We start from the raw sequence: 20,036 nt of genomic DNA on the forward strand, positions 1-20,036 counted from the left end.
CAGAAATTAGTATTTAAATCATAATAGTGAATCTCTCTTATTGTTTAAATAAGAGAGAAAACACTAAGTATATACTTGTTATCATTTAAACGTTAGCTAATTTGCACAATCTTTCGTCGATATAGTTTGAGTTAAATAACTCTATTTATAACGATAGTTGAAAGCATTATAAAGGTTTATTGATATCAACTCCACGAATCTCTTTGTTTTTTATCCTCTCCAATCGTTGGATCAGGGTAATAACATCTCGTCCTTCACGCATGCCATCGATAAGTTTACGAGCTTGTTTACAATCGCCAATTTTATGATAAACATAGTTATTTTTAGTTGCATGTTCAGAAAAAGCTTGGCTAAAGGTGTTTTCACTTAGCATTCCTAAACAGACAAAACCATAATCGAATTCTAATTTAAATTGGTGACCATCTTTATCTTTAACTAAAAAGTGATTTTCAGCGACTTCCAGTAAAGTTGTAGAAAGATGAACATCAACCTGATTATGTTTGAGCATGGTCATCATAGAAATGCGACCAATATAATCCAAATCTTCAGCCATAGCAGGCTTCATTTCAACAATGGAAACCGCCTTGGCGTTGTTTTCAGAAAAATATTCAACGACATCCAGCCCGACAGCTCCCCCACCGATGACAACCACTTTTTTATTGGCAATATCGGTAAATTGATTGAAGTCTTCCATGATGTCAAAAATCGAAAATACTTGTCTGTTTGGTGCTCTAAGCTGATCGTGTAATCCTTTAATAGGGGGTAATAAAGGTTTTGAACCGGTTGCACTAATCACTAAATCGGGTTGTAATTTTTCGATTATTTCAGGCGTTGCTCGTGTATTAAGATTGATTGTGAGATTTTTTAAACTTTTGGCACGGTTGATAAGAAATTTAGGCAAATCGGCAATACGTTGTTTATATGGAAATCGAGAAATCATCATTGACAGACCACCCAAAAAAGGCTTTTCTTCATATAATGTAACATTACATCCGACTTCTGCTGCTGTGCATGCTGCTTCAAGTCCAGCCGTTCCGCCTCCCACTACAACAACATTAAGCGGGGTTGAGATCTGATAGCGTTTATAGTCTTCATAACTGATAATATCCGGATTAACTGTACAGCGAATTGGTTTAGATCTCGCAATGCGATGATCTGCACAACCAATATTACATGAAATACATTTTCTTAATGTGTCGATTTCGTTATTTTGTACTTTTTCAACCCAATAAGGTTCGGCAATTAGCCCTCGTCCTAAAACGACAAAATCAGCAATCCCTTCTTCAATTGTTTTGGCGATGATTGATGGGTCTCGAAAGTTACCAGACGCAATGGTCGGTTTATTAAATTTATCTCGCACAGCTTTTGCCATGTAAGAACGCCAACCGTCTGGGAGATTCATCTGATCAATCTGAAATTGGATAGTATCATTTTGTGCGGCAGATACATCAAAAACATCCACACCCTCACTCAGGTGTTCTAAAATAGCTAAGGTATCATCTAAAGTATTTCCTCCATCTACAAAATCGACCGCACTAATCCGTAAAAGGATTGGAAAGAAAGGGCCGACTTTGCTACGCATTTCATCAATAACCAGACGAATTAATCGTGCTCGGTTTTCGATACTGCCTCCAAATTCATCTGTACGGTTGTTATACAGCGGTGATAAAAATTGACTCAGCAAATACGAGTGTCCGGCATGAATTTCAACAGCATCAAAACCGGCTCTTTGGGCTCTGTGAGCTGCTAGTCCATATTGTTTAACAATATCATGAAGCTCTTCAATCGTTGCTGGTCTGGGAATATTGCCACCTGTTTTAGACGGTATATTGGATGAAGAAATAGGTTGCAAGCCATTTAAGCGACCGGGGTAAGCGGATGCGCCTGCATGATTAATTTGTACTGCGACCGATGCCCCATGTTTGTGCATACGTTCAGTAAATTTATACAATCCGGGAATGTATTGATCGTTGTCGATTCTCAGTTGTGTGGTACCGTTAGTACCATAAGGAAAATCAACACATACGTTTTCAAGGATAATAAGCCCAGTTCCGCCTTTTGCTCGTTGTTCATAGTATTGAATATGGTCATCCACCATTTCGCCATGTAATGTGGCAAAGTTAGTCCCTATCGGTGGCATGACAATTCTGTTGCGTATAGTTGTTTTATTAATTACAAACGGTTCAAATATAGCTGAAAAATTGGGCATATTTGTCTCCTTTTTATTTAAATAATTTCTCTATCAAACATTGCAAAATAGTCTTCTAAACGTGTTAAAGTTAATAATAAATCCATTGCTAACTTATGCTTATATTTTATAGATCAAGTTTAATTTATTCATTTTATCTATAAATAGATGAAAACTAGAATGGCTCGCGTTATGCTAAGCGCGAGCCATTATGAGAAATCGTTATCTATTTAATTAGAATTTTTTCGTTTTATACCATTTTCTATCGACTAATTTATTCTCTAAGAATTGTTTAAATTCCATAAAATGAGCAGTCGTATTATGAAACTCAATGGCAGCTTGGTTTGCCCATATTTCTGAGAAAATAAAAATATGTTGGTTATTGGTATCCAGACTGAGTTCATAACGAATGCAACCAGCTTCTTTTCTGCTTTCATTCCGCACTTTTAGGGCAGCTTGTTGATATTCCTTTACCCACTCTGGTTTTACCTCATGTATTGCAATAATATTTAGCTCACACATCGATATTCCTTATGGTTATTCTCTATTTTGATTATGGTTTTCAAATCCTAAAAAGCCAATTAACCACCATGATCACGGTCGTGAGCTATAAGCCTAATTGACTGATATTTTTTATTTGTTCGATGCTTTCGAAGCCGCATGTTGTTGTTCTGCAAATTGGCGACGACCACCTGGACGTGGGACTAAATCTCCAAGCATCACTTCGTAACCACCATCAACCACAAGCTCAGTACCATTTGAATAATCAGAACGTTTACTTGCCAAATATAAAACAGCATTAGCAATATCGATGGTTTCACCAATACGACGGCTGGCAATCATACGGGTACGACCTTGTTCAACTTCTTTATCTTCATAGAATTTTTTTGATAAAGGTGTTTTGACAAAACATGGACAGACTGCATTACTGCGAATACCAAATTGTCCCCATTCAGCAGCAAATTGTTTAGACATCATCGAAACACCAGCTTTGGTTGAACTGTAAGCACCACTGTAAGTTTCAGGCGTGTGCGACGCCACCGTTGAGATATGCACCATACGACCTGATTTTTGCTCAATCATTAAACGCCCAAAACGTTGAGACATAAGGAAATATCCTGTTAGGTTAATATTAACGGTAGTATTCCATTCATCAAGAGGAAGGTCTTCAATCGGACAAAAACGTAAAATCGCTGCGGTATTAACCAGTACATCACAACGTCCAAATTCTTGTTTTACTTTTGCGACCGCTGCATCTACTTGTGCTTCGTTAGTGGTATTACAGGCAAGACCAATTGCTTTTATACCGTATTCATTACTTAACGATTTAGCGAGTAGTTGACATTTTGTTTCATCTAAATCGATAAGTACAAGATTCGCTTTTTGTTTAGCAAATTCACGGCAAATTTCGGAGCCCATGCCACCAATTGCACCTGTGATGACACAAACATCATTTTCTAATCCTAACCAACTTTGGCTCATAAAAACTCCTATTGTTCAAATTGATAACTTTTATTTGTACTTTCTTCGCATATCTTTCTGTTTGATTAAATCTTAATGTCAAAGTAAGTACCAAATTATTTAACCTACTGTTTACTTTGATACAACACATCTAAAATATAACGTAACTGTTTGACATCTAATTGCCCCGGTGCTGAGGCATTTTTAGCTGCTCCAAATGTCATTGCTGAACCAAATGTTGTTCCTGCCACTCGGCTAATTGCCCCCAGCCCTGCCATTGACATGGTAATGATGGGTCTGGTTGCATATTTTTCATTCATTTCTGTGGTTGCCGCTAATAAGGTAAGGACGTCATCTGTGGTCTGTGGCATAACCGCAATTTTGGGAATATCAGCACCCAAATCTTGCATTTTACGTAATCGAGAAATGATATCGTTTTTCGCAGGTGTTTTTTCAAAGTCATGGTTGGATGTGACAACCAATACATTATGTTGATGCGCTACATTAATAATTTCTTTTACGTATTGATCGCCGATAAAGACTTCAACATCGATCAGATCGACCAGTCCACTCTTAGCTATTTCTTTATTTAATTCGAGATAATCGGTTAGTGGCCACGGTTTTACTCCACCTTCATTAGCGGTACGAAAGGTAAATAAAATAGGTTTGCTCGGTAATAAGGTTGCAATTTTTTTAGCAACAGTTTTCACAGCATCAATATTATCAACTTGGGTGAAGTGATCCACTCGCCACTCCAAAACGTCAAAATCTATCGATTGTAAAAATGTCACTTCATCAAGCAGTTCGGTTTCAGTTTTCCCCACAATTGGGACAATAATTTTCGGCGCACCCGATCCTATAACTAGATTTTTGGTTGTAACTGTTTTCATTTTATATCCTGTTGGTAAAAGATTATATTGATAATGATTAATCTTATATTGTGTGATTCAAATCAGACAATAACACAAAATAATCTGCTAACTTATTTTTAATTGAATTATTAGGTAAAAAGATTACTTATCGACTAATCATTAAATCCCATTTTTTCTTTTACATACTCAATAGGTGCATCTTCACCCGTCCAAATTTTGATTTGCGCTGCACCTTGCCAAAGCATCATGCCAATCCCATTTAAGGTTTTACAACCTTGCTGTTCTGCGATTTCAAGCAATTTGGTCTTACGTGGGCTATAAATACAGTCTGTTACGACAAGATCCGGTCTTAACATCGTTGGATCGGTAATTAAACTTTGCCCTTCTAATGGTTTCATTCCAACACCTGTAGCGTTACAAAGTACTTCACTGGTGGCAATGGCTTGACGGAGTTGCTCTTTATCAGCAAGGTCGGTCACACTGACTTTACATGGTGTGTTTTCATTTAATTTTTTTGCAATTGCTTCAATTTTTGCATAGCAGTCATCTTTCTGATTAAAGATGGCGATCTCTTTCACACCATCAAGCGCAGCTTGTACTACAATGGCTGTTGCTGCACCGCCTGCACCAAGAATCGTCATTTTTTTACCTATGACATCAATGCCTGCTTCTTTCAACATGCGCATATAGCCAATGCCGTCGGTGTTATAACCGGTTAATATGCCGTTATCATTCGAAATTGTATTGCAAGCCCCACTCATTTCAACCGCAGGTGTTAACTTATCAAGATATTGGCAAACCAATTGTTTATTGGGCATCGATACCGCACTACCTCGCAAACCTAAGGCACGAAGACCTTTTATTGCATCGGGTAATTTTTCTTGATCAACTTCAAAAGCCAAATAAACATAAGGGATATTTAGTTTTGAATAAATAGTGTTTTGCATTTGCGGTGATAAGCTGTGACGTATTGGATAAGCCATTAAACCAATCAATAAATAATGGCCGTCAATATTATTTCTCATTAAAAAGTCTCCACTACACGCTTTTTTTCAATAAAGCGTTAACAATTAAGATTGTTCAGCAACACGTTTTAATAATGCACGTGTATCTTCAATATACATTTTAGCGCGTTCAATTGGGGATTTAGATAAAGCTAATTCGTCATTACAACATTCAATTGAAATCGGCATTTCAGGTAAAGCTTTCAACAAAGATACAAGGTCAATACCACCACGCCCCGGGGATAAACGATAGTTACGGGCTTGATAAAGTAGTCCTTCTGTGTCTTGAGGTTTTTCTTTAGTACCATCACACAGTTGCATATAACGCCAACAATCTTTAGGTACTTTTTTCAAATCGTCAAGGGTATTTGGACCTCGATCAAAATGCAGGGGATCAATTATCATACCTTGATTGTTTTGATTCGCTTTTTTTAGCAGTTCAACACCGGCATTGACGCCAGGGATGTTTGTCCATGGCATCGGTTCGATATTGATGGCAATGCCAAGGGGAGCGGCAATGTCACAAAGCTGGGCAAAATTATCGGCTAGTCGATTTTGATCGGGATCGTTACCCGCCAAAAGTACCTGACTGGCACCTAATCTTGCGCCCGTTTCCAGTACGGGTAAAAAGTTAATGACACGGGTATCGGGTTTTAAACGAAAGATTTCTATATCTAATACCTTAATTCCTGTCTCTTTTAAACGGTGTTCAATTTCTCGAACCAATGGCGTATCGCCGACGGTCGCATATACCGGCTCAGTTGGCGTAGCCGGTATAAGCCTCAAACCGACATGAGTATAACCCGCTTCTGCTGCAACGAGGACTTGGTTAGCAGGTGAAACATCTAAGACAGTTAACGCTGCCAATCCAATTGGACGGTTAGACATATCTTTCTCCTTAATTAAAAATTTAATTCATCTAAAGCATAAAATTAGTGTAATTTTTAAATAAGCCACATTATGATTCATTATTATATTTCTATAAATATAATGATTTCTATTAAAAATATCTATTATTTAAAATAGCCATTTATTCTGTAATTAGCAAGGATAAAAAAAGGATTTTTATCAAAATGAGATCTTTATCAATAAAAAATTAATCAGACAGTTATAAAAAATATGGGGAGTTTATTGAGCAATGTGTTGATTTTGCTTTTTATTTTAATGTGTCACTTAAAATCCATTTAGACGTCAACTATTTTTAGAATAATCATGGTTACAAGCCAGCATTTACTATCAATTGCACTTTCTATAGTCATCCACTAAAATAATTAACTTTGTTTATTTAAGAGAATATATCTATGAATACAGTTTTTGAGCTTTTATCGTCAATAAACGCTGTGGTTATTGCGGTAATTTGTATGTTAATTTTATCTCTTTGCCGTGTTCATGTGGTAATTAGCTTAATTATTGGTGCCTTTGTTGGTGGTTTATTTAGCCATTTAACGTTAAAACAAACCATTGATGCATTCAATACAGGTATTAGCAATGGTGCAAATATCGCTCTTTCTTATGCTATGCTTGGTGCTTTTGCGGTTGCAATTTCAAAATCGGGATTGCCTGAATTATTAGCTGATAAAGCGGTTAAACAGCTGACAACGAGCAGTGCTAAAAAACGCATAAAATGGTTATTAATTATTATTATTGCGTTGGTCAGTATTTCTTCACAAAATATCATACCTATCCATATTGCTTTTATTCCACTGTTAATCCCACCACTATTATATGTGATGTCTCGATTACAGTTAGATCGACGAATGATTGCCTGTATAATGACATTTGGACTCATTACACCTTATATGTTCTTACCGGTTGGTTTTGGTAATATCTTTTTAAATCAAATTTTATTAAAAAATATCACTGCATCTGGCATGGATGTTAGTCATGTGAATGTAATGCATGCTATGGCGATACCAGCGCTAGGGATGTTTGTTGGGCTACTTTGGGCAATTTTTGTCAGTTACCGTAAACCAAGAGAATATAAAATTATTCGTGAAGAGACGAATTTAGAAACGGTAAATAGTGTAAATAAGCGTTCACTTATTGTGTCTTTATTGGCGATTGTTCTCTCTTTTGCTATCCAACTTTATACAGGTTCAATGATTTTAGGGGCGCTAATTGGTTTTATTTGCTTTATTGTTTCGGGAACCATTAAATGGGGTGAAGCAGACGGCGTTTTTACTGATGGTATTAAAATGATGGCCATGATTGGTTTTGTTATGATTTCTGCCCAAGGCTTTGCTGAAGTGCTAAAACAAACAAATGATATTGAACCGTTAGTGATTAACAGTGCTGCTTTATTCGCGGGTAATAAAGTTATTGCTTCATTTATGATGATGTTAGTCGGATTGGTGATTACGTTAGGTATCGGTTCGTCATTCTCGACGGTGCCTATTATTGCGGCAATCTATGTCCCACTTTGTATTCAGCTTGGCTTTTCACCTATTGCAACAGTCTGTTTAATTGGTGCTTCTGGAGCGATTGGTGATGCTGGTTCTCCGCCTTCTGATACTATTTTAGCAACGTCGGCTGGGCTTAATAGTGATGGTCAGCATGATCATATTCGTGATAGTGTTATTCCAACATTCACCCATTTTAATATCCCTTTATTTATTGCGGGTTGGGTTGGATCGTTAATTCTGTAATAACATCAATAAAGGCTGTCATTGCTTATGAATAACAAGTTATATCAAAATATCCGTGCGGTTTGTGCTCAGGCTATTTTTAATGTGTTGGAAGAAGGGCAATCGCTCAGCTCTGCATTGATGACTTTAAATCCTAAAATTGCCGATAAAGATAAAGCGTTAGTTCAAGAAATCTGTTTCGGGGTAATGCGGGTATTACCTGAACTGAATTTCTATATTCATAGCTTGATGAACAAAGTGCTTACTGGTAAAAATAGAATTTTACACTATTTATTGTTAGTGGGTGTTTACCAAGTTCTCTATACCCGTATTCCGGAGCATGCAGCAGTAGGAGAAACAGTTAACGCGGTTAAGGAATTAAAAAAAATCGCTCTCAAAGGATTAATTAATGGTGTGTTGCGGGAATTTTTACGTCAACAAGCTGTTTTAACAAACCAATTCACGCAAGACAGTAAACAAGATACAGCCCGAACTCTCCATCCGACGTGGTTACTAACGCGTCTTAAGCAAGCCTATCCACAGCAGTGGCAAGCAATTGTAGCGGCTAATAATCAAAAACCTCCGATGTGGTTGCGAGTGAATCTTAATCACTATTCAGTGAGTGAGTACCAACAACTGCTTACCGAAGCAGGCATTGAATCGCAAGTTTTTACCGATATACCTTCTGCCATTAGGTTATTACAGCCCGTTAATGTGACCAAATTACCTTATTTTTCTGAAGGTGCGGTGACCGTACAAGACTTGTCTGCACAATATGCGGCTTATCTACTTGCCCCGCAAAATGGCGAGCAAATTTTAGATATGTGTGCCGCACCTGGTGGTAAAACTACACATATTTTAGAAGTCGCCCCAAATGCTCAAGTATTAGCGGTTGATGTTGATGCGAGTCGTGCTAAACGGATTAATGATAATTTAACGCGTTTAAAACAATGTGCTGAAGTGAAAGTTGGTGATGGATTAACGCCAGAAAAATGGTGCGCAGGGCGTCAATTTGACCGGATTTTACTTGATGCCCCATGTTCAGCTACGGGCGTTATTCGGCGTCATCCAGATATAAAATGGTTACGTCGTGATAGTGATATAGCCCAACTCACTGAGTTACAACATGCGATCTTAACGAATATTTGGCCTTATTTAAAAACAGGTGGTACTTTAGTCTATGCGACTTGTTCAATTCTTCCAGAAGAGAATAGATTGCAAATTGAGCGTTTTTTACATGAAAATAGTGATGCAAAATTGCAAGGCGAGGTTAAACAGTTTTTACCTACCGACAACGGCGGTGATGGGTTTTTTTATGCGGTTTTAACCAAACATAGCTAACAGAACGTTTAATGTGATGATGTCTGCCTCACGCTATATCATCACATTTTGTCATTAGCAGTAACTTTTTATCAATTCAGCTAATTCCTGTCCATGTTTTAAGGCTTTGGTTTTTATTTCTGTTTTATCATCAAATGGTGATACACCATATAATAAAGCCGGTGGAAGATATTCCATTTGTATATACAGAGACGAAAATTTTACTGATTCAAGAAAGTGGTCAATTAAATTTTCACCGTATTCTTGGTAACTTTTTTGCCCTATTGTTAAACTCTGCAATAACTTTTTACCTTTTAATTTATCACCTTGTGAGCCATAAGCAAATTGGTAAGTCAACACTTCATCAAACCATAACTTTAATATAGCTGGCATATTAAACCAATACATAGGATATTGAAGAATAATAAGATCATGTCTCAATAATGCGGCTTGTTCTTGTTCTACATCGATTTGATAATTAGGGTAAAGTTGATGTATATTTCGGATTTCAAGATCGGTAACAGTTTGCTGTAATGTCTCAATAATTGTTTTGTTAGCAATGGATTGCGCCATATTGGGATGGCCTAAAATCATTAATGTCATAGTAATTTCCTTTCCTTTTATGTAAAAAATGCACGTTACTCAATTGTATAAACTATATACTAGTATAAAAATAATACTAGTATAAACTAAATTATAGGTTAATTATTGGTCGCTTGGACAATTTTTAGTAGATGTGGTAAATTCTCGGTTTATTTTGTGTTATAAAGATATTTGTAATGGCTTATACTCTCACCTATAGTGATCTCCCCGAAAATATTCAAAACTGGCAAGGTTTACCATTATCTTTGAATGGTTGTGAAGTGGTTCCGCTTGACTATAATGCAGGTAAAACAGGTTGGATCATCTATGGTAAAAAATTAAATAAAACGATACTGTCAAAATTCCAAAATCAGTTGGCGATGCCAATGGTGATAGTTTCTTCTTGGAAAATTAAAACTTACCAAATTGTCCGGATTGCTGGCGTTATGCCTAAAAAGGCAAAATCTATTTCCCTAGCATTAGGCATTGATGTATCACCTATTGATAATTTACCCACCTTACACTCACCGGGTTTGCTTGTTATGGATATGGATTCCACGGCGATTAAAATTGAATGCATCGATGAACTTGCCAAATTATATGGTGTTGGACATCAAGTAGCGGCTGTTACCGAGCAAGCTATGCGGGGCGAGTTAGACTTTGCGACCAGCTTACGTAAGCGAGTTGCAACCTTGAAAGGAGCTCCTCAAGAACTCTTACAGCAAGTAAAAAATGGATTACCATTGACATCGGGACTGACTTATCTAGTTAAAGAATTACAAAAAAGAAATTGGTATGTCGCTATCGCATCAGGGGGATTTACCTATTTTGCCGACCATTTAAAACAAAAATTAAAATTGGTCGATGCTTATGCAAATGAGTTAGAAATCAAAAATGATAAATTAACCGGTAAAGTAACGGGTCAAATAGTCGATGCCAAATTTAAAGCTCGAACATTACAGAATTTAGCTGCATCGTTAGATATACCTATTGAACAAACGGTTGCTATTGGCGATGGTGCGAATGATTTAATGATGATTCGAATTGCAGGTCTTGGTGTGGCTTATCATGGTAAACCTAAAGTGGTTGAAAAGGCACGAATTAGCATTAATTATGCAGATTTAACTGGATTATGGTGTATCTTATCGACCAGTTTATTAAGTGAAGGTTAGGAGATTAAGTTGGCAAAAACCGTTAAACGTGCTTTTGTTTGTAATGATTGTGGTGCAGATTATCCTCGTTGGCAAGGTCAATGTAGTGCATGTCATGCTTGGAATACCATTACCGAAGTTAGGCTGGCAAGTGCATCATCACGCAATGATCGGTTAACCGGTTATGCAGGTAGTGGCGTTGGACAGGCAAAAATTCAAAAACTGTCTGAAATCAGTTTAGAAGCGTTGCCTAGATTCTCTACCGGCTTTTCCGAATTTGACCGAGTGTTAGGGGGCGGTGTTGTCCCTGGTAGTGCAATTCTCATTGGGGGTAATCCAGGTGCCGGTAAAAGTACCCTGTTATTACAAACCATGAGTAAGCTTTCAACGCAAATGAACACCCTTTATGTGACGGGCGAAGAGTCCTTACAGCAAGTGGCTATGCGTGCTCATCGCTTAGGACTACCAACCGATAATATTAATATGCTGTCAGAAACCAGTATTGAGCAGATCTGTTTGCTGGCTGAACAATCACAACCTAAACTCATGGTTATTGATTCCATTCAAGTTATGCATCTTGCCGACATTCAATCATCGCCGGGGAGTGTTGCACAAGTGCGGGAAACCGCTGCTTATTTAACTCGTTTTGCTAAAACCAAAGGCATAGCCATTATTATGGTTGGACATGTTACTAAAGATGGGTCACTTGCCGGTCCTAAAGTCCTTGAACACTGCATCGATTGTTCAATTTTATTAGATGGTGATGCGGATTCCAGATTTAGGACGTTGCGTAGCCATAAAAACCGGTTTGGTGCAGTAAATGAATTAGGCGTTTTTGCCATGACCGAGCAAGGATTGAAAGAAGTCAGTAATCCATCAGCGATTTTTTTAAGTCGTGGGGATGAAATGCTACCCGGTAGCTCGGTGATGGTGTTATGGGAAGGGACACGTCCATTATTGGTTGAGATTCAAGCGCTGGTAGACCATTCAATGTATGGGAATCCAAGACGCGTAACAGTTGGACTTGATCAGAATCGATTAGCCCTTTTACTGGCTGTCTTGCATCGGCATGGTGGATTACAAATGGCTGACCAAGACATTTTCGTTAATGTCGTCGGTGGTGTAAAAGTTACTGAAACCAGTGCCGATTTAGCATTGATTGCCGCCTTAGTATCAAGTTTTCGAAATCGTCCACTACCACAAGATGTGGTTATTTTTGGCGAGATTGGCTTAGGTGGCGAGATTCGCCCTGTGCCAAGTGGTCAAGAGCGGATTTCTGAAGCGGCAAAACATGGCTTTAAAAAAGCGATAGTACCGATTGCCAATATGCCGAAAAAGAGACCTGAAAATATGCAAGTTTTTGGTGTCAAAAAAGTTTCTGAAGCTTTAGATATTTTGAATGATTTATAGCTAATTGGTTGATGCGTCTGTTATTTTGCCGATAAAAAATACCGGCAAAATAACAGTTGAATAAGCTATTTTAGATGATGTGTTAATAACAGATCTCATAACAAGGTTGATAAGCCGTTCCACCCGGTAATTTCATCCGATCTTGTTTAACAAAGCTACGTAATAAATCATCCAACTGTTTCATTATTTCCTTATCGCCTTGTAACTTATAAGGGCCTCGTTCAGCAATTTGTTTCATACCAAACTCCTTCACATTACCGGCAACAATTCCCGAAAATGCACGACGTAAATCAGCGGCTAATAATTCCACAGGCTGATCTTTGTGTAAATTCAATGAAGCCATATTCTCATGAATGGGTTCAAAAGGTTGTTGTAACGAACCATCAATTTTAAGGAGCCAGTTAAAACCGTAAGCATCACCTGTTTTTAAGCGTGAGGATTTTACATGTTTAACCCCTTTTTTCATAATACGTGCAACTTGTTCTGGAGAATCAATAATAATTTGATAAAGCTTGGTGGCTTCTTCGCCTAAGGTTTGGCGAATAAAGTCATCAATGGCAGCAAAATAGCCTTCGCATTCTTTAGGGCCAGTTAAGATAAGTGGCAATGTCTGATCTTTATTTGCTGGGTTTAACATAATGCCTAAAATATAGAGCAGTTCCTCAGCAGTACCCGGACCACCAGGGAAGATAATAATACCGTGTGCCATACGGACAAAAGCTTCAAGCCGTTTTTCAATATCTGGCATGATGATAAGCTCATTGACCAAAGCATTAGGTGGTTCAGCGGCAATAATTGATGGTTCAGTCATCCCAATAAAACGGCTATCTTTATAGCGTTGCTGAGCGTGACCAACAGCGGCGCCTTTCATAGGAGCTTCCATAATACCGGGGCCACAGCCAGTGCAGATATTAAGCTCACGTAGCCCTAACTGCATGCCGACTTGACGGGCATAATAATATTCGTTTTCATTAATTGAGTGACCACCCCAGCAAACCACAAGATTAGGCTCTTCGCCGACATGTAGCGCATTAGCATTACGTAAAATCGAAAAAACCAGATTAGTAATATAATAGGAATGATCCTTATCAAGGTTGACATTCGACACTAATTGCTTAACAGCACTGATTTGACTATTTAAAAAAAGAATATCGCGCAACACCGCAAAAAGGTTAGCTTGAATTGAACGGATGATGCGTTTATCTACAAAAGCACTTTCCGGTGCATCGATGAGCTCTAGCTTAACGCCTCGTTCTTTACTAATCACATTAATTTCGAACGATTGAAACCTATCTAATAGCTCTTTCGTATTATCGGTTTTACTACCCGCATTCAGTGTTGCCAATGAGCAATTTCGAAATAATTGATATAATTCACTATTTGCTGATCTCTTTAGAATATCCACTTCAGCTTGAGCGAGTAAATCCATAGATCCTAATGGACTTATATGGGTGGTAATCATCACAACCTCCATTTGACGGTTTTATCGACAAAGGAGTTATTATATACTCAAACAGATTGAATAAGTAAAGTTTATAAAATGAACTTTTTTCAATTTTATCGTAATTATCCCATTGAATAATTGAAATACAGCAAAAGGATTGATTTATCATAATTAAATTTATTTGATATTAATATACCTCTGACTTTATTTGGATGTAAATAAATCAATTAATATTGTTGTGCTAAATGATTAATTTAAAGCGAATAATCGTTGAGAAAGCAGTAATTGTTATTCTAAATAGTTGAGAATGGTGAAAACAGTGATGAATCAACTTAACCTTAGAATTTTATTCAGAATGTTCGAATTGATTAATTGATTATAGTCAAAAAATATTGTCTATGTTAGACTAAACCAAACTCTGAAGCTTTTTCACCTAAGTGTTGCCTTGGCCTGTTTCATATGGTGAATTAGCCGCGGTATAGCGCAGAAATGGCTATGCTTCCCGATTTGGATAAGGTGTTTTTTTTATATGCAATTAGTGGATAATTATCAGCGTCGATTTCAATATCTGCGCTTGTCGATTACCGAACTATGTAATTTTAAATGTCAGTATTGTTTACCCAATGGTTATCATCCGAATAAGCTTCACCATTTTTTATCGCTTAATGAAATTGATAATATTGTGTCAACATTTGCTGAGCTTGGTGTTCATAAAATTCGACTTACAGGTGGTGAACCGACATTGCGTCGAGATTTTACCGAAATTTTGTCGGTTATTTCGGCTTATCCCAGTATTCGTGAGCTTGCTATCACGACCAATGGCACACGGTTATTAAAAAATATCAACCATTGGCATCAAGCCGGTCTAAATTCAATCAACATTAGTATAGATAGTTTTTCCCCCCATATATTCAAACTAATCACAGGTCAAGATAAGCTGAAAGAGCTGATTGCTGGCATTGAAAAAACGTTAGAAATTGGCATACCGAAAGTGAAGATTAATACTGTTTTAATGAAAGATCTCAATAGCCATTTATCAGACTATTTATCTTGGATTAAATACAGACCAGTTGAGTTGCGTTTTATCGAGCTTATGGAAACCAATGAAAGCCGTAATCTATTTCATCGTTATCACTTAGCTGGTCAATCAATTGAACGTCAATTAATTGAGCAAGGTTGGCAGTTACAACCGAAGCAAGCTCTATCAGGGCCGGCAAAAGTTTATGCGCATGATGATTATCAAGGCAAAATTGGTCTTATCATGCCATATTCAAAAGATTTTTGTAAAAGTTGCAATCGATTGCGAGTGTCATCAATTGGGCAGTTACACTATTGTCTGTTTGGAGATTCGGCGATTGATTTACGTGATTTACTGGTCAGTGCAGACCAAAAAGCACAACTTAAATCACGCATTCTTGCCTCATTGGTAGTCAAACCAGAAAAACATCGATTACACGATAATCAAGTGGGTATGATGCCTAACTTATCTTACATTGGTGGTTAATACTGCATTTTGTTTCGGAATAGTTGAAAGCTGCCAATGTGCTATTGCCCAATCTAACAATTGTTGTTGGGTTGCATCTTGCCAATCTTGTGGTATCTGTTGCCCTAAAAATTGCAGTGCTTGGATGGTTAATGAGGTTGGATTATCCAATTCGATTGGTTTAGCATGATTTTGTTTCGACAGCTTATTACCATTATGATCTAAGACGAGTGGTAAATGGCAATAGGTTGGAACGGTAAAGCCTAACTGTTGATAAAGTGATATCTGTTTTGCGGTAACCGGTAGCAAATCAGCACCACGAACTATTTCGGTAATGCCTTGCTGATGATCATCCAGAACGACCACCAAATTATAAGCAAATAGTCCATCTTTTCGATGAATAATAAAATCTTCTTGCGCACTTGCTGGTTCAACTGTTTGTAATCCAAGAATGTTATCTTCAAATTCAAAGATGGGATGGGTTTGCTTTAACCGAATGGCTAAATGCTGCTGGTGGTTCGGGGTTAAATTTCGCTGACGGCAAAAGCCATCATAAATATGATTGGTAAGATGATGGATTCGTTGTCTCGAACAGTCGCAATAGTAGGCTTGCTGTTTGGAAAGTAATGATTGCAATACCGATTGATAACGTTCACTACATGTTGATTGGTATAGAACATCATCATCCCAAAACAGATTGAATATTTCTAATGTTTTTAAAATGAGTGAGGAAGCGCCTTTGACTTCGCGTGGTGGATCGATATCTTCAATACGGACTAACCATTTACCTTGATAAGCTTTAGCTTGTAAATAGCTACCGAGAGCCGTCACCAACGAACCAAAATGTAATGGTCCGGATGGTGAGGGAGCAAAACGACCAATATAGCACATGGGCTTATCTGGTAGTGTAATGTTTGAGGAAAGTAATTAAAATTACATTCCCATTTGTTTTTCGCGAAGTTCCGCTAACGTTTTACAATCGATACATAGATCCGCCGTAGGTCTAGCTTCAAGGCGACGAATACCAATCTCAACGCCACAAGATTCACAAAAACCAAAATCATCAGTTTCAATTTTCTTTAATGTCTTTTCAATTTTTTTGATCAGTTTACGTTCTCTATCGCGTGCTCTTAACTCTAGACTGAACTCCTCTTCTTGAGTTGCTCGGTCAGCTGGATCTGGAAAATTTGCAGCCTCATCTTGCATGTGCGAGACTGTTTTGCCCATTTCGCCTTGTAATTGCGCAAGCCATGCTTCTAAGATAAGTTTGAAATGTTTCAATTGCTTAGGGTTCATATACTCCTCGCCTTTCGCCTCTTTATAAGGCTCAAGCCCAGCAATTGAAAGCAGGCTAAGAGAAGATGTATTAACTTTTTGTTCCTTTTTCACAGCAATCCCCTTAAGTACAGATTATTTGCAAGCGCTAAACTATAGCAATAAATTAGCCATTGGCAAAATTTTTTTATGATTTTTTTTACATAATTAGAGCAAATTAACATAACTATATGTATTAATGTATATAATTATGCTACCCACTGTTTCATGTCATTTTTAGGACACTTAGCAACAAGATCTGACAATTTGTCATTATTGGGAAAGACGAGTTCTGGCTCAATATCAAAGAGTGGATAAAGGACAAACTCTCGGTTTTTCATGTGGTAATGCGGTATGGTTAATCGTTCACTATTGATAATCAAATCATCATATAAAAGAATATCCAAATCTAAAGTTCTTGCCCCCCAACGATTATCTTTGCGAACTCGCCCTTGTGATTTTTCAATCGATTGTAAGGCATCTAATAATTCAATTGGTGAAAGGCTGGTTATTAACTTAATCACTGCATTGAGATAATCATTTTGATCTTGTGGCCCTAAAGGTTTACTGCGGTAAAAAGGCGAGACTTTAATCAGCTGAGTATGAGGCAATTGAGTTAAAGCGGCTATTGCTCGATTTGCTTGAGCAAAAGGATCGTCAAGGTTACTTCCTAACGCGATATAACAAGTTGACATAATTAGATAAGTGAAATTTTAGGTTAATCATTTGTCATCTATATTAGCATACTAATGATGAGTCAAAAATAGTTATATGAAGGGAAAAAGACGACTGCTTGATGCAATAGTATTAAGTTTAGTTATTAAAATATAACTAGATAATCTTTAACTTAACGCTGATTTTACGCTATTTTGGTCAAGTCTATTTATGATAGTTTGATGAGTGAATATATGATGAACTTAAACCAACAATTATGCTTGTTAATTAAAAATACCCCTGTTCTTAATGATTCCTGCGTTATTAATAATGCGATGAATGGCATCGTCGATTATTTTGCATGTTGTTTACAAGCTCGTCAGGATATGAATGTTCAAAGATTACTCGCTTGGATAAAAGAAGAAGGCGGGCATGAGCGGTCTTGGCTTATTGGTCAAAAAAAGTTAGCCACACCACGTCAAACTGCATTATTCAATGGTTTTCAAGCTCACTGTTTAGATTATGATGATGTTCATTCAGATATACGAGGCCATCCTTCAGCGGTGATTTTATCGGCACTGTTTGCCAGTATTCGATTAGATCATTCACCATTCAAGATAAATGGACGGCGGTTTTTAACGGCTTATGTTATTGGTATAGAAGTCATGGCGTTGCTGGGTAAAAGCGTCAATCCACAACATTATGAAAAAGGATGGCATGCCACTATTACGCTTGGTGGTATAGCAGCCACAGCTGCAATTTGTTATTTGTATAATGAACCTTTTTTATCGCAAGCATTAGCACTTGCAGCAACCCAAGCTTCGGGTATGCGCTTGTTAATGGGCACACCCATAAAATTTTTACATGCAGGACTGGCTGCGCAACATGCCATCCAAACTGTTGATTGGTTAAGAGCAGGACTACAAGCAGATCAAAATTTTTTAGATGAAAATTTAGGATTTCTCGCCATGTATGGACAAGGGAATACGGCGTTGAATTTAACCAGTTGGGCAAAGCCTTGGAAGATAATTGACCCTGGATTGTGGTTTAAAACTTATAGTTTTTGTTCCGCTGGAGCCTATATTGCGGATGCCGGACAATTACTTTCTCAACATCCGCAATTTCGTGTTGAGAATGTGGCTAACATTACCCTTTACTTTGCGCCACCTAAGAGTGATGCTGCATTAATTTATCAACAGCCAACCCTTGCTGAGCAAGGGCGCTTTTCAGCTGAATATATTTTGGCCTTAATTTTATTAGGTTTACCCACTGATTTTAAAGCATTTTCGGCAACGCCAATCGCTGACAACATTCAACAACTGATGCAAAAAATGCAACGCAGTTATCACATCACCCTTGCACCACATCCTCAAGCTTATAACGGTCGTTATGTGGTGGTTGAGATATTACTTAATAACGGTCAAAAAATCAGCCAACGCATCGACCTTCCCAAAGGATCACCAAAGAATCCATACAGCCAAAATGAAATGACAGCAAAACTCGTAAACGCTATTGATGATCAACCAACTGCAATAGCGCTAAGCCAAGATATCCAAGCATTTGCAAAAGGGTTAGATGTCAGCGATTTTATAAAGCGTTATATAGTTAAGTTATAGTTGAAAAATCTTGATTCACTTAAAAGAATAAAAATTAAAGTTTGTTAATAAGATGATATTTACTATTACGTGAATTCTAAATAGGGGGGCGATGTAAAATCCCCCTAATTTCTTGTCTCGATATAAGCGCTCAGTGATCGAACGATTTTTTTCTTTATTAAATTTCGAAATTAATATCATCAGTTAGCTGACGCAAAAAACGTTGAGTTAACTCGTTTTGTGGATGATCGATAAGAGTTTTAGCATAGCCTTCTTCTACAATGACGCCATTTGCCATAAAGATAATTCGGTCAGCGACATATTTAGCAAATTCCATTTCGTGAGTAACAATGATCATCGTGATATTTTCTTTAGCAAGCTGTAACATGACTTGCAGCACCTCGTGTACACGCTCTGGATCGAGTGCCGATGTCGGTTCATCAAATAATAGAACTTTAGGTCTAACCGCTAATGCTCTGGCAATAGCCACCCGTTGTTGTTGCCCGCCGGATAATGTTATTGGATATTGGTCTGCATAAGGTAACATGCCCACCCGCTTTAATAGCATCAATCCTTGTTGTTTGGCTTCGCTTTTATTGATTTTTTTACCCAGAATCAAAGGATAAGTAATGTTCTCTAACGCCGTTTTGTTTTTAAATAAATTATAGTGTTGAAATACCATCGCTGATTGTTTGCGTAATTGGACTTCTTCTTTATGACGATAATGTTCACTATCCAGAATGACATCACCTATTCGAATTGTACCCGTATTGAGTTTTTCTAATAAATTCAGACAACGTAATAACGTGGATTTACCTGAGCCTGAAGGCCCAATAATGGCGACAACTTCACCTTGTTTTACATGAAGGTTTATCTCTTTTAATACTTGATGATGACCAAACCGTTTAGACAGATGTGATACAGAAATCATGAG

The 20,036-nt window shown here is 37.5% G+C and carries 18 protein-coding genes and 1 riboswitch; of the genes, 6 read left to right on the top strand and 12 right to left on the bottom strand.

Annotation, left to right across the window (positions count from 1 at the left end):
- Nucleotides 1–166: 166 nt before the first annotated feature.
- The 6 genes from ACGH46_RS10325 to ACGH46_RS10350 form a co-directional block, all read right to left on the bottom strand.
- Nucleotides 167–2,209: an FAD-dependent oxidoreductase gene (locus ACGH46_RS10325; RefSeq protein WP_411605554.1), complete on the bottom strand. Its 2,043-nt coding sequence runs from the start codon at nt 2,207–2,209 to the stop codon at nt 167–169.
- A 213-nt stretch (nt 2,210–2,422) separates the two neighbouring features.
- Nucleotides 2,423–2,710 (bottom strand): putative quinol monooxygenase, encoded by a 288-nt coding sequence (locus ACGH46_RS10330; protein WP_267349572.1) that lies wholly within the window; start codon nt 2,708–2,710, stop codon nt 2,423–2,425.
- A gap of 111 nt (nt 2,711–2,821) precedes the next feature.
- Entirely contained in the window at nt 2,822–3,670 is an 849-nt protein-coding gene (locus ACGH46_RS10335) for an SDR family NAD(P)-dependent oxidoreductase (RefSeq protein WP_411605556.1), read from the bottom strand.
- Nucleotides 3,671–3,774: 104 nt separating this feature from the next.
- A complete protein-coding gene (gene aroD / locus ACGH46_RS10340; protein ID WP_411597414.1) occupies nt 3,775–4,539 on the bottom strand; it encodes a type I 3-dehydroquinate dehydratase in 765 nt (254 codons plus the stop codon).
- Nucleotides 4,540–4,673: 134 nt separating this feature from the next.
- On the bottom strand, nt 4,674–5,546 hold the full coding sequence (locus tag ACGH46_RS10345; protein ID WP_220216031.1) for a shikimate dehydrogenase: 873 nt from the start codon (nt 5,544–5,546) through the stop codon (nt 4,674–4,676).
- A 45-nt stretch (nt 5,547–5,591) separates the two neighbouring features.
- A complete protein-coding gene (locus ACGH46_RS10350; protein WP_411605558.1) occupies nt 5,592–6,413 on the bottom strand; it encodes a sugar phosphate isomerase/epimerase family protein in 822 nt (273 codons plus the stop codon).
- Nucleotides 6,414–6,826: 413 nt separating this feature from the next.
- Here ACGH46_RS10350 and ACGH46_RS10355 point away from each other — a divergent pair, with 413 nt between their 5' ends.
- Together ACGH46_RS10355 and rsmB are read left to right on the top strand one after the other, a co-directional pair.
- Nucleotides 6,827–8,170, top strand: coding sequence for a Na+/H+ antiporter family protein (locus ACGH46_RS10355; protein WP_220216029.1), 1,344 nt, complete (start codon nt 6,827–6,829; stop codon nt 8,168–8,170).
- 27 nt (nt 8,171–8,197) lie between these two features.
- Nucleotides 8,198–9,490 carry a 16S rRNA (cytosine(967)-C(5))-methyltransferase RsmB gene (gene rsmB, locus ACGH46_RS10360; protein WP_411605560.1) on the top strand — a complete coding sequence of 431 codons (1,293 nt, stop codon included), beginning with the start codon at nt 8,198–8,200 and terminating at the stop codon, nt 9,488–9,490.
- Nucleotides 9,491–9,544: 54 nt separating this feature from the next.
- Here rsmB and ACGH46_RS10365 read toward each other — a convergent pair whose 3' ends face one another.
- A complete protein-coding gene (locus ACGH46_RS10365) occupies nt 9,545–10,072 on the bottom strand; it encodes an NAD(P)H-dependent oxidoreductase (protein ID WP_411590887.1) in 528 nt (175 codons plus the stop codon).
- A gap of 176 nt (nt 10,073–10,248) precedes the next feature.
- Here ACGH46_RS10365 and serB point away from each other — a divergent pair, with 176 nt between their 5' ends.
- Together serB and radA are read left to right on the top strand one after the other, a co-directional pair.
- On the top strand, nt 10,249–11,223 hold the full coding sequence (gene serB, locus ACGH46_RS10370; protein ID WP_267349584.1) for a phosphoserine phosphatase: 975 nt from the start codon (nt 10,249–10,251) through the stop codon (nt 11,221–11,223).
- Between the two features lie 9 nt (nt 11,224–11,232).
- Nucleotides 11,233–12,612, top strand: a complete 1,380-nt coding sequence (gene radA / locus ACGH46_RS10375) for a DNA repair protein RadA (protein WP_267349586.1) — start codon at nt 11,233–11,235, stop codon at nt 12,610–12,612.
- Nucleotides 12,613–12,694: 82 nt separating this feature from the next.
- Here radA and ppnN read toward each other — a convergent pair whose 3' ends face one another.
- Nucleotides 12,695–14,071, bottom strand: coding sequence for a nucleotide 5'-monophosphate nucleosidase PpnN (gene ppnN, locus ACGH46_RS10380; protein WP_220217316.1), 1,377 nt, complete (start codon nt 14,069–14,071; stop codon nt 12,695–12,697).
- A gap of 389 nt (nt 14,072–14,460) precedes the next feature.
- A riboswitch (molybdenum cofactor riboswitch) is annotated at nt 14,461–14,591 on the top strand.
- Between ppnN and moaA the strand changes: the two genes are divergently transcribed.
- Nucleotides 14,586–15,560 carry a GTP 3',8-cyclase MoaA gene (gene moaA, locus ACGH46_RS10385; RefSeq protein WP_267378974.1) on the top strand — a complete coding sequence of 325 codons (975 nt, stop codon included), beginning with the start codon at nt 14,586–14,588 and terminating at the stop codon, nt 15,558–15,560. Its footprint overlaps the riboswitch before it by 6 nt.
- Here the strand turns inward: moaA and gluQRS are convergent.
- The 3 genes from gluQRS to folK all read right to left on the bottom strand — a co-directional run bounded on the left by gluQRS (nt 15,540) and on the right by folK (nt 17,548).
- Nucleotides 15,540–16,430 (bottom strand): tRNA glutamyl-Q(34) synthetase GluQRS, encoded by an 891-nt coding sequence (gluQRS, locus tag ACGH46_RS10390; protein WP_220216023.1) that lies wholly within the window; start codon nt 16,428–16,430, stop codon nt 15,540–15,542. The two genes, moaA and gluQRS, sit on opposite strands and share 21 nt — an antisense overlap.
- A gap of 42 nt (nt 16,431–16,472) precedes the next feature.
- Nucleotides 16,473–16,928, bottom strand: a complete 456-nt coding sequence (gene dksA, locus ACGH46_RS10395) for an RNA polymerase-binding protein DksA (protein WP_065559802.1) — start codon at nt 16,926–16,928, stop codon at nt 16,473–16,475.
- A 134-nt stretch (nt 16,929–17,062) separates the two neighbouring features.
- Nucleotides 17,063–17,548, bottom strand: coding sequence for a 2-amino-4-hydroxy-6-hydroxymethyldihydropteridine diphosphokinase (folK, locus tag ACGH46_RS10400; protein WP_267378980.1), 486 nt, complete (start codon nt 17,546–17,548; stop codon nt 17,063–17,065).
- 213 nt (nt 17,549–17,761) lie between these two features.
- Between folK and ACGH46_RS10405 the strand changes: the two genes are divergently transcribed.
- Nucleotides 17,762–19,123 carry an MmgE/PrpD family protein gene (locus tag ACGH46_RS10405; RefSeq protein WP_411605562.1) on the top strand — a complete coding sequence of 454 codons (1,362 nt, stop codon included), beginning with the start codon at nt 17,762–17,764 and terminating at the stop codon, nt 19,121–19,123.
- 157 nt (nt 19,124–19,280) lie between these two features.
- On the opposite strand, the gene ACGH46_RS10410 is transcribed toward ACGH46_RS10405, so the two are convergent.
- Nucleotides 19,281–20,033: an amino acid ABC transporter ATP-binding protein gene (locus ACGH46_RS10410; protein ID WP_267378986.1), complete on the bottom strand. Its 753-nt coding sequence runs from the start codon at nt 20,031–20,033 to the stop codon at nt 19,281–19,283.
- Between the last annotated feature and the right edge of the window lie 3 nt (nt 20,034–20,036).

The sequence above is a fragment of the Gilliamella sp. CG22 genome (assembly GCF_046635725.1).
GTDB lineage: Bacteria > Pseudomonadota > Gammaproteobacteria > Enterobacterales > Orbaceae > Gilliamella > Gilliamella apicola_I.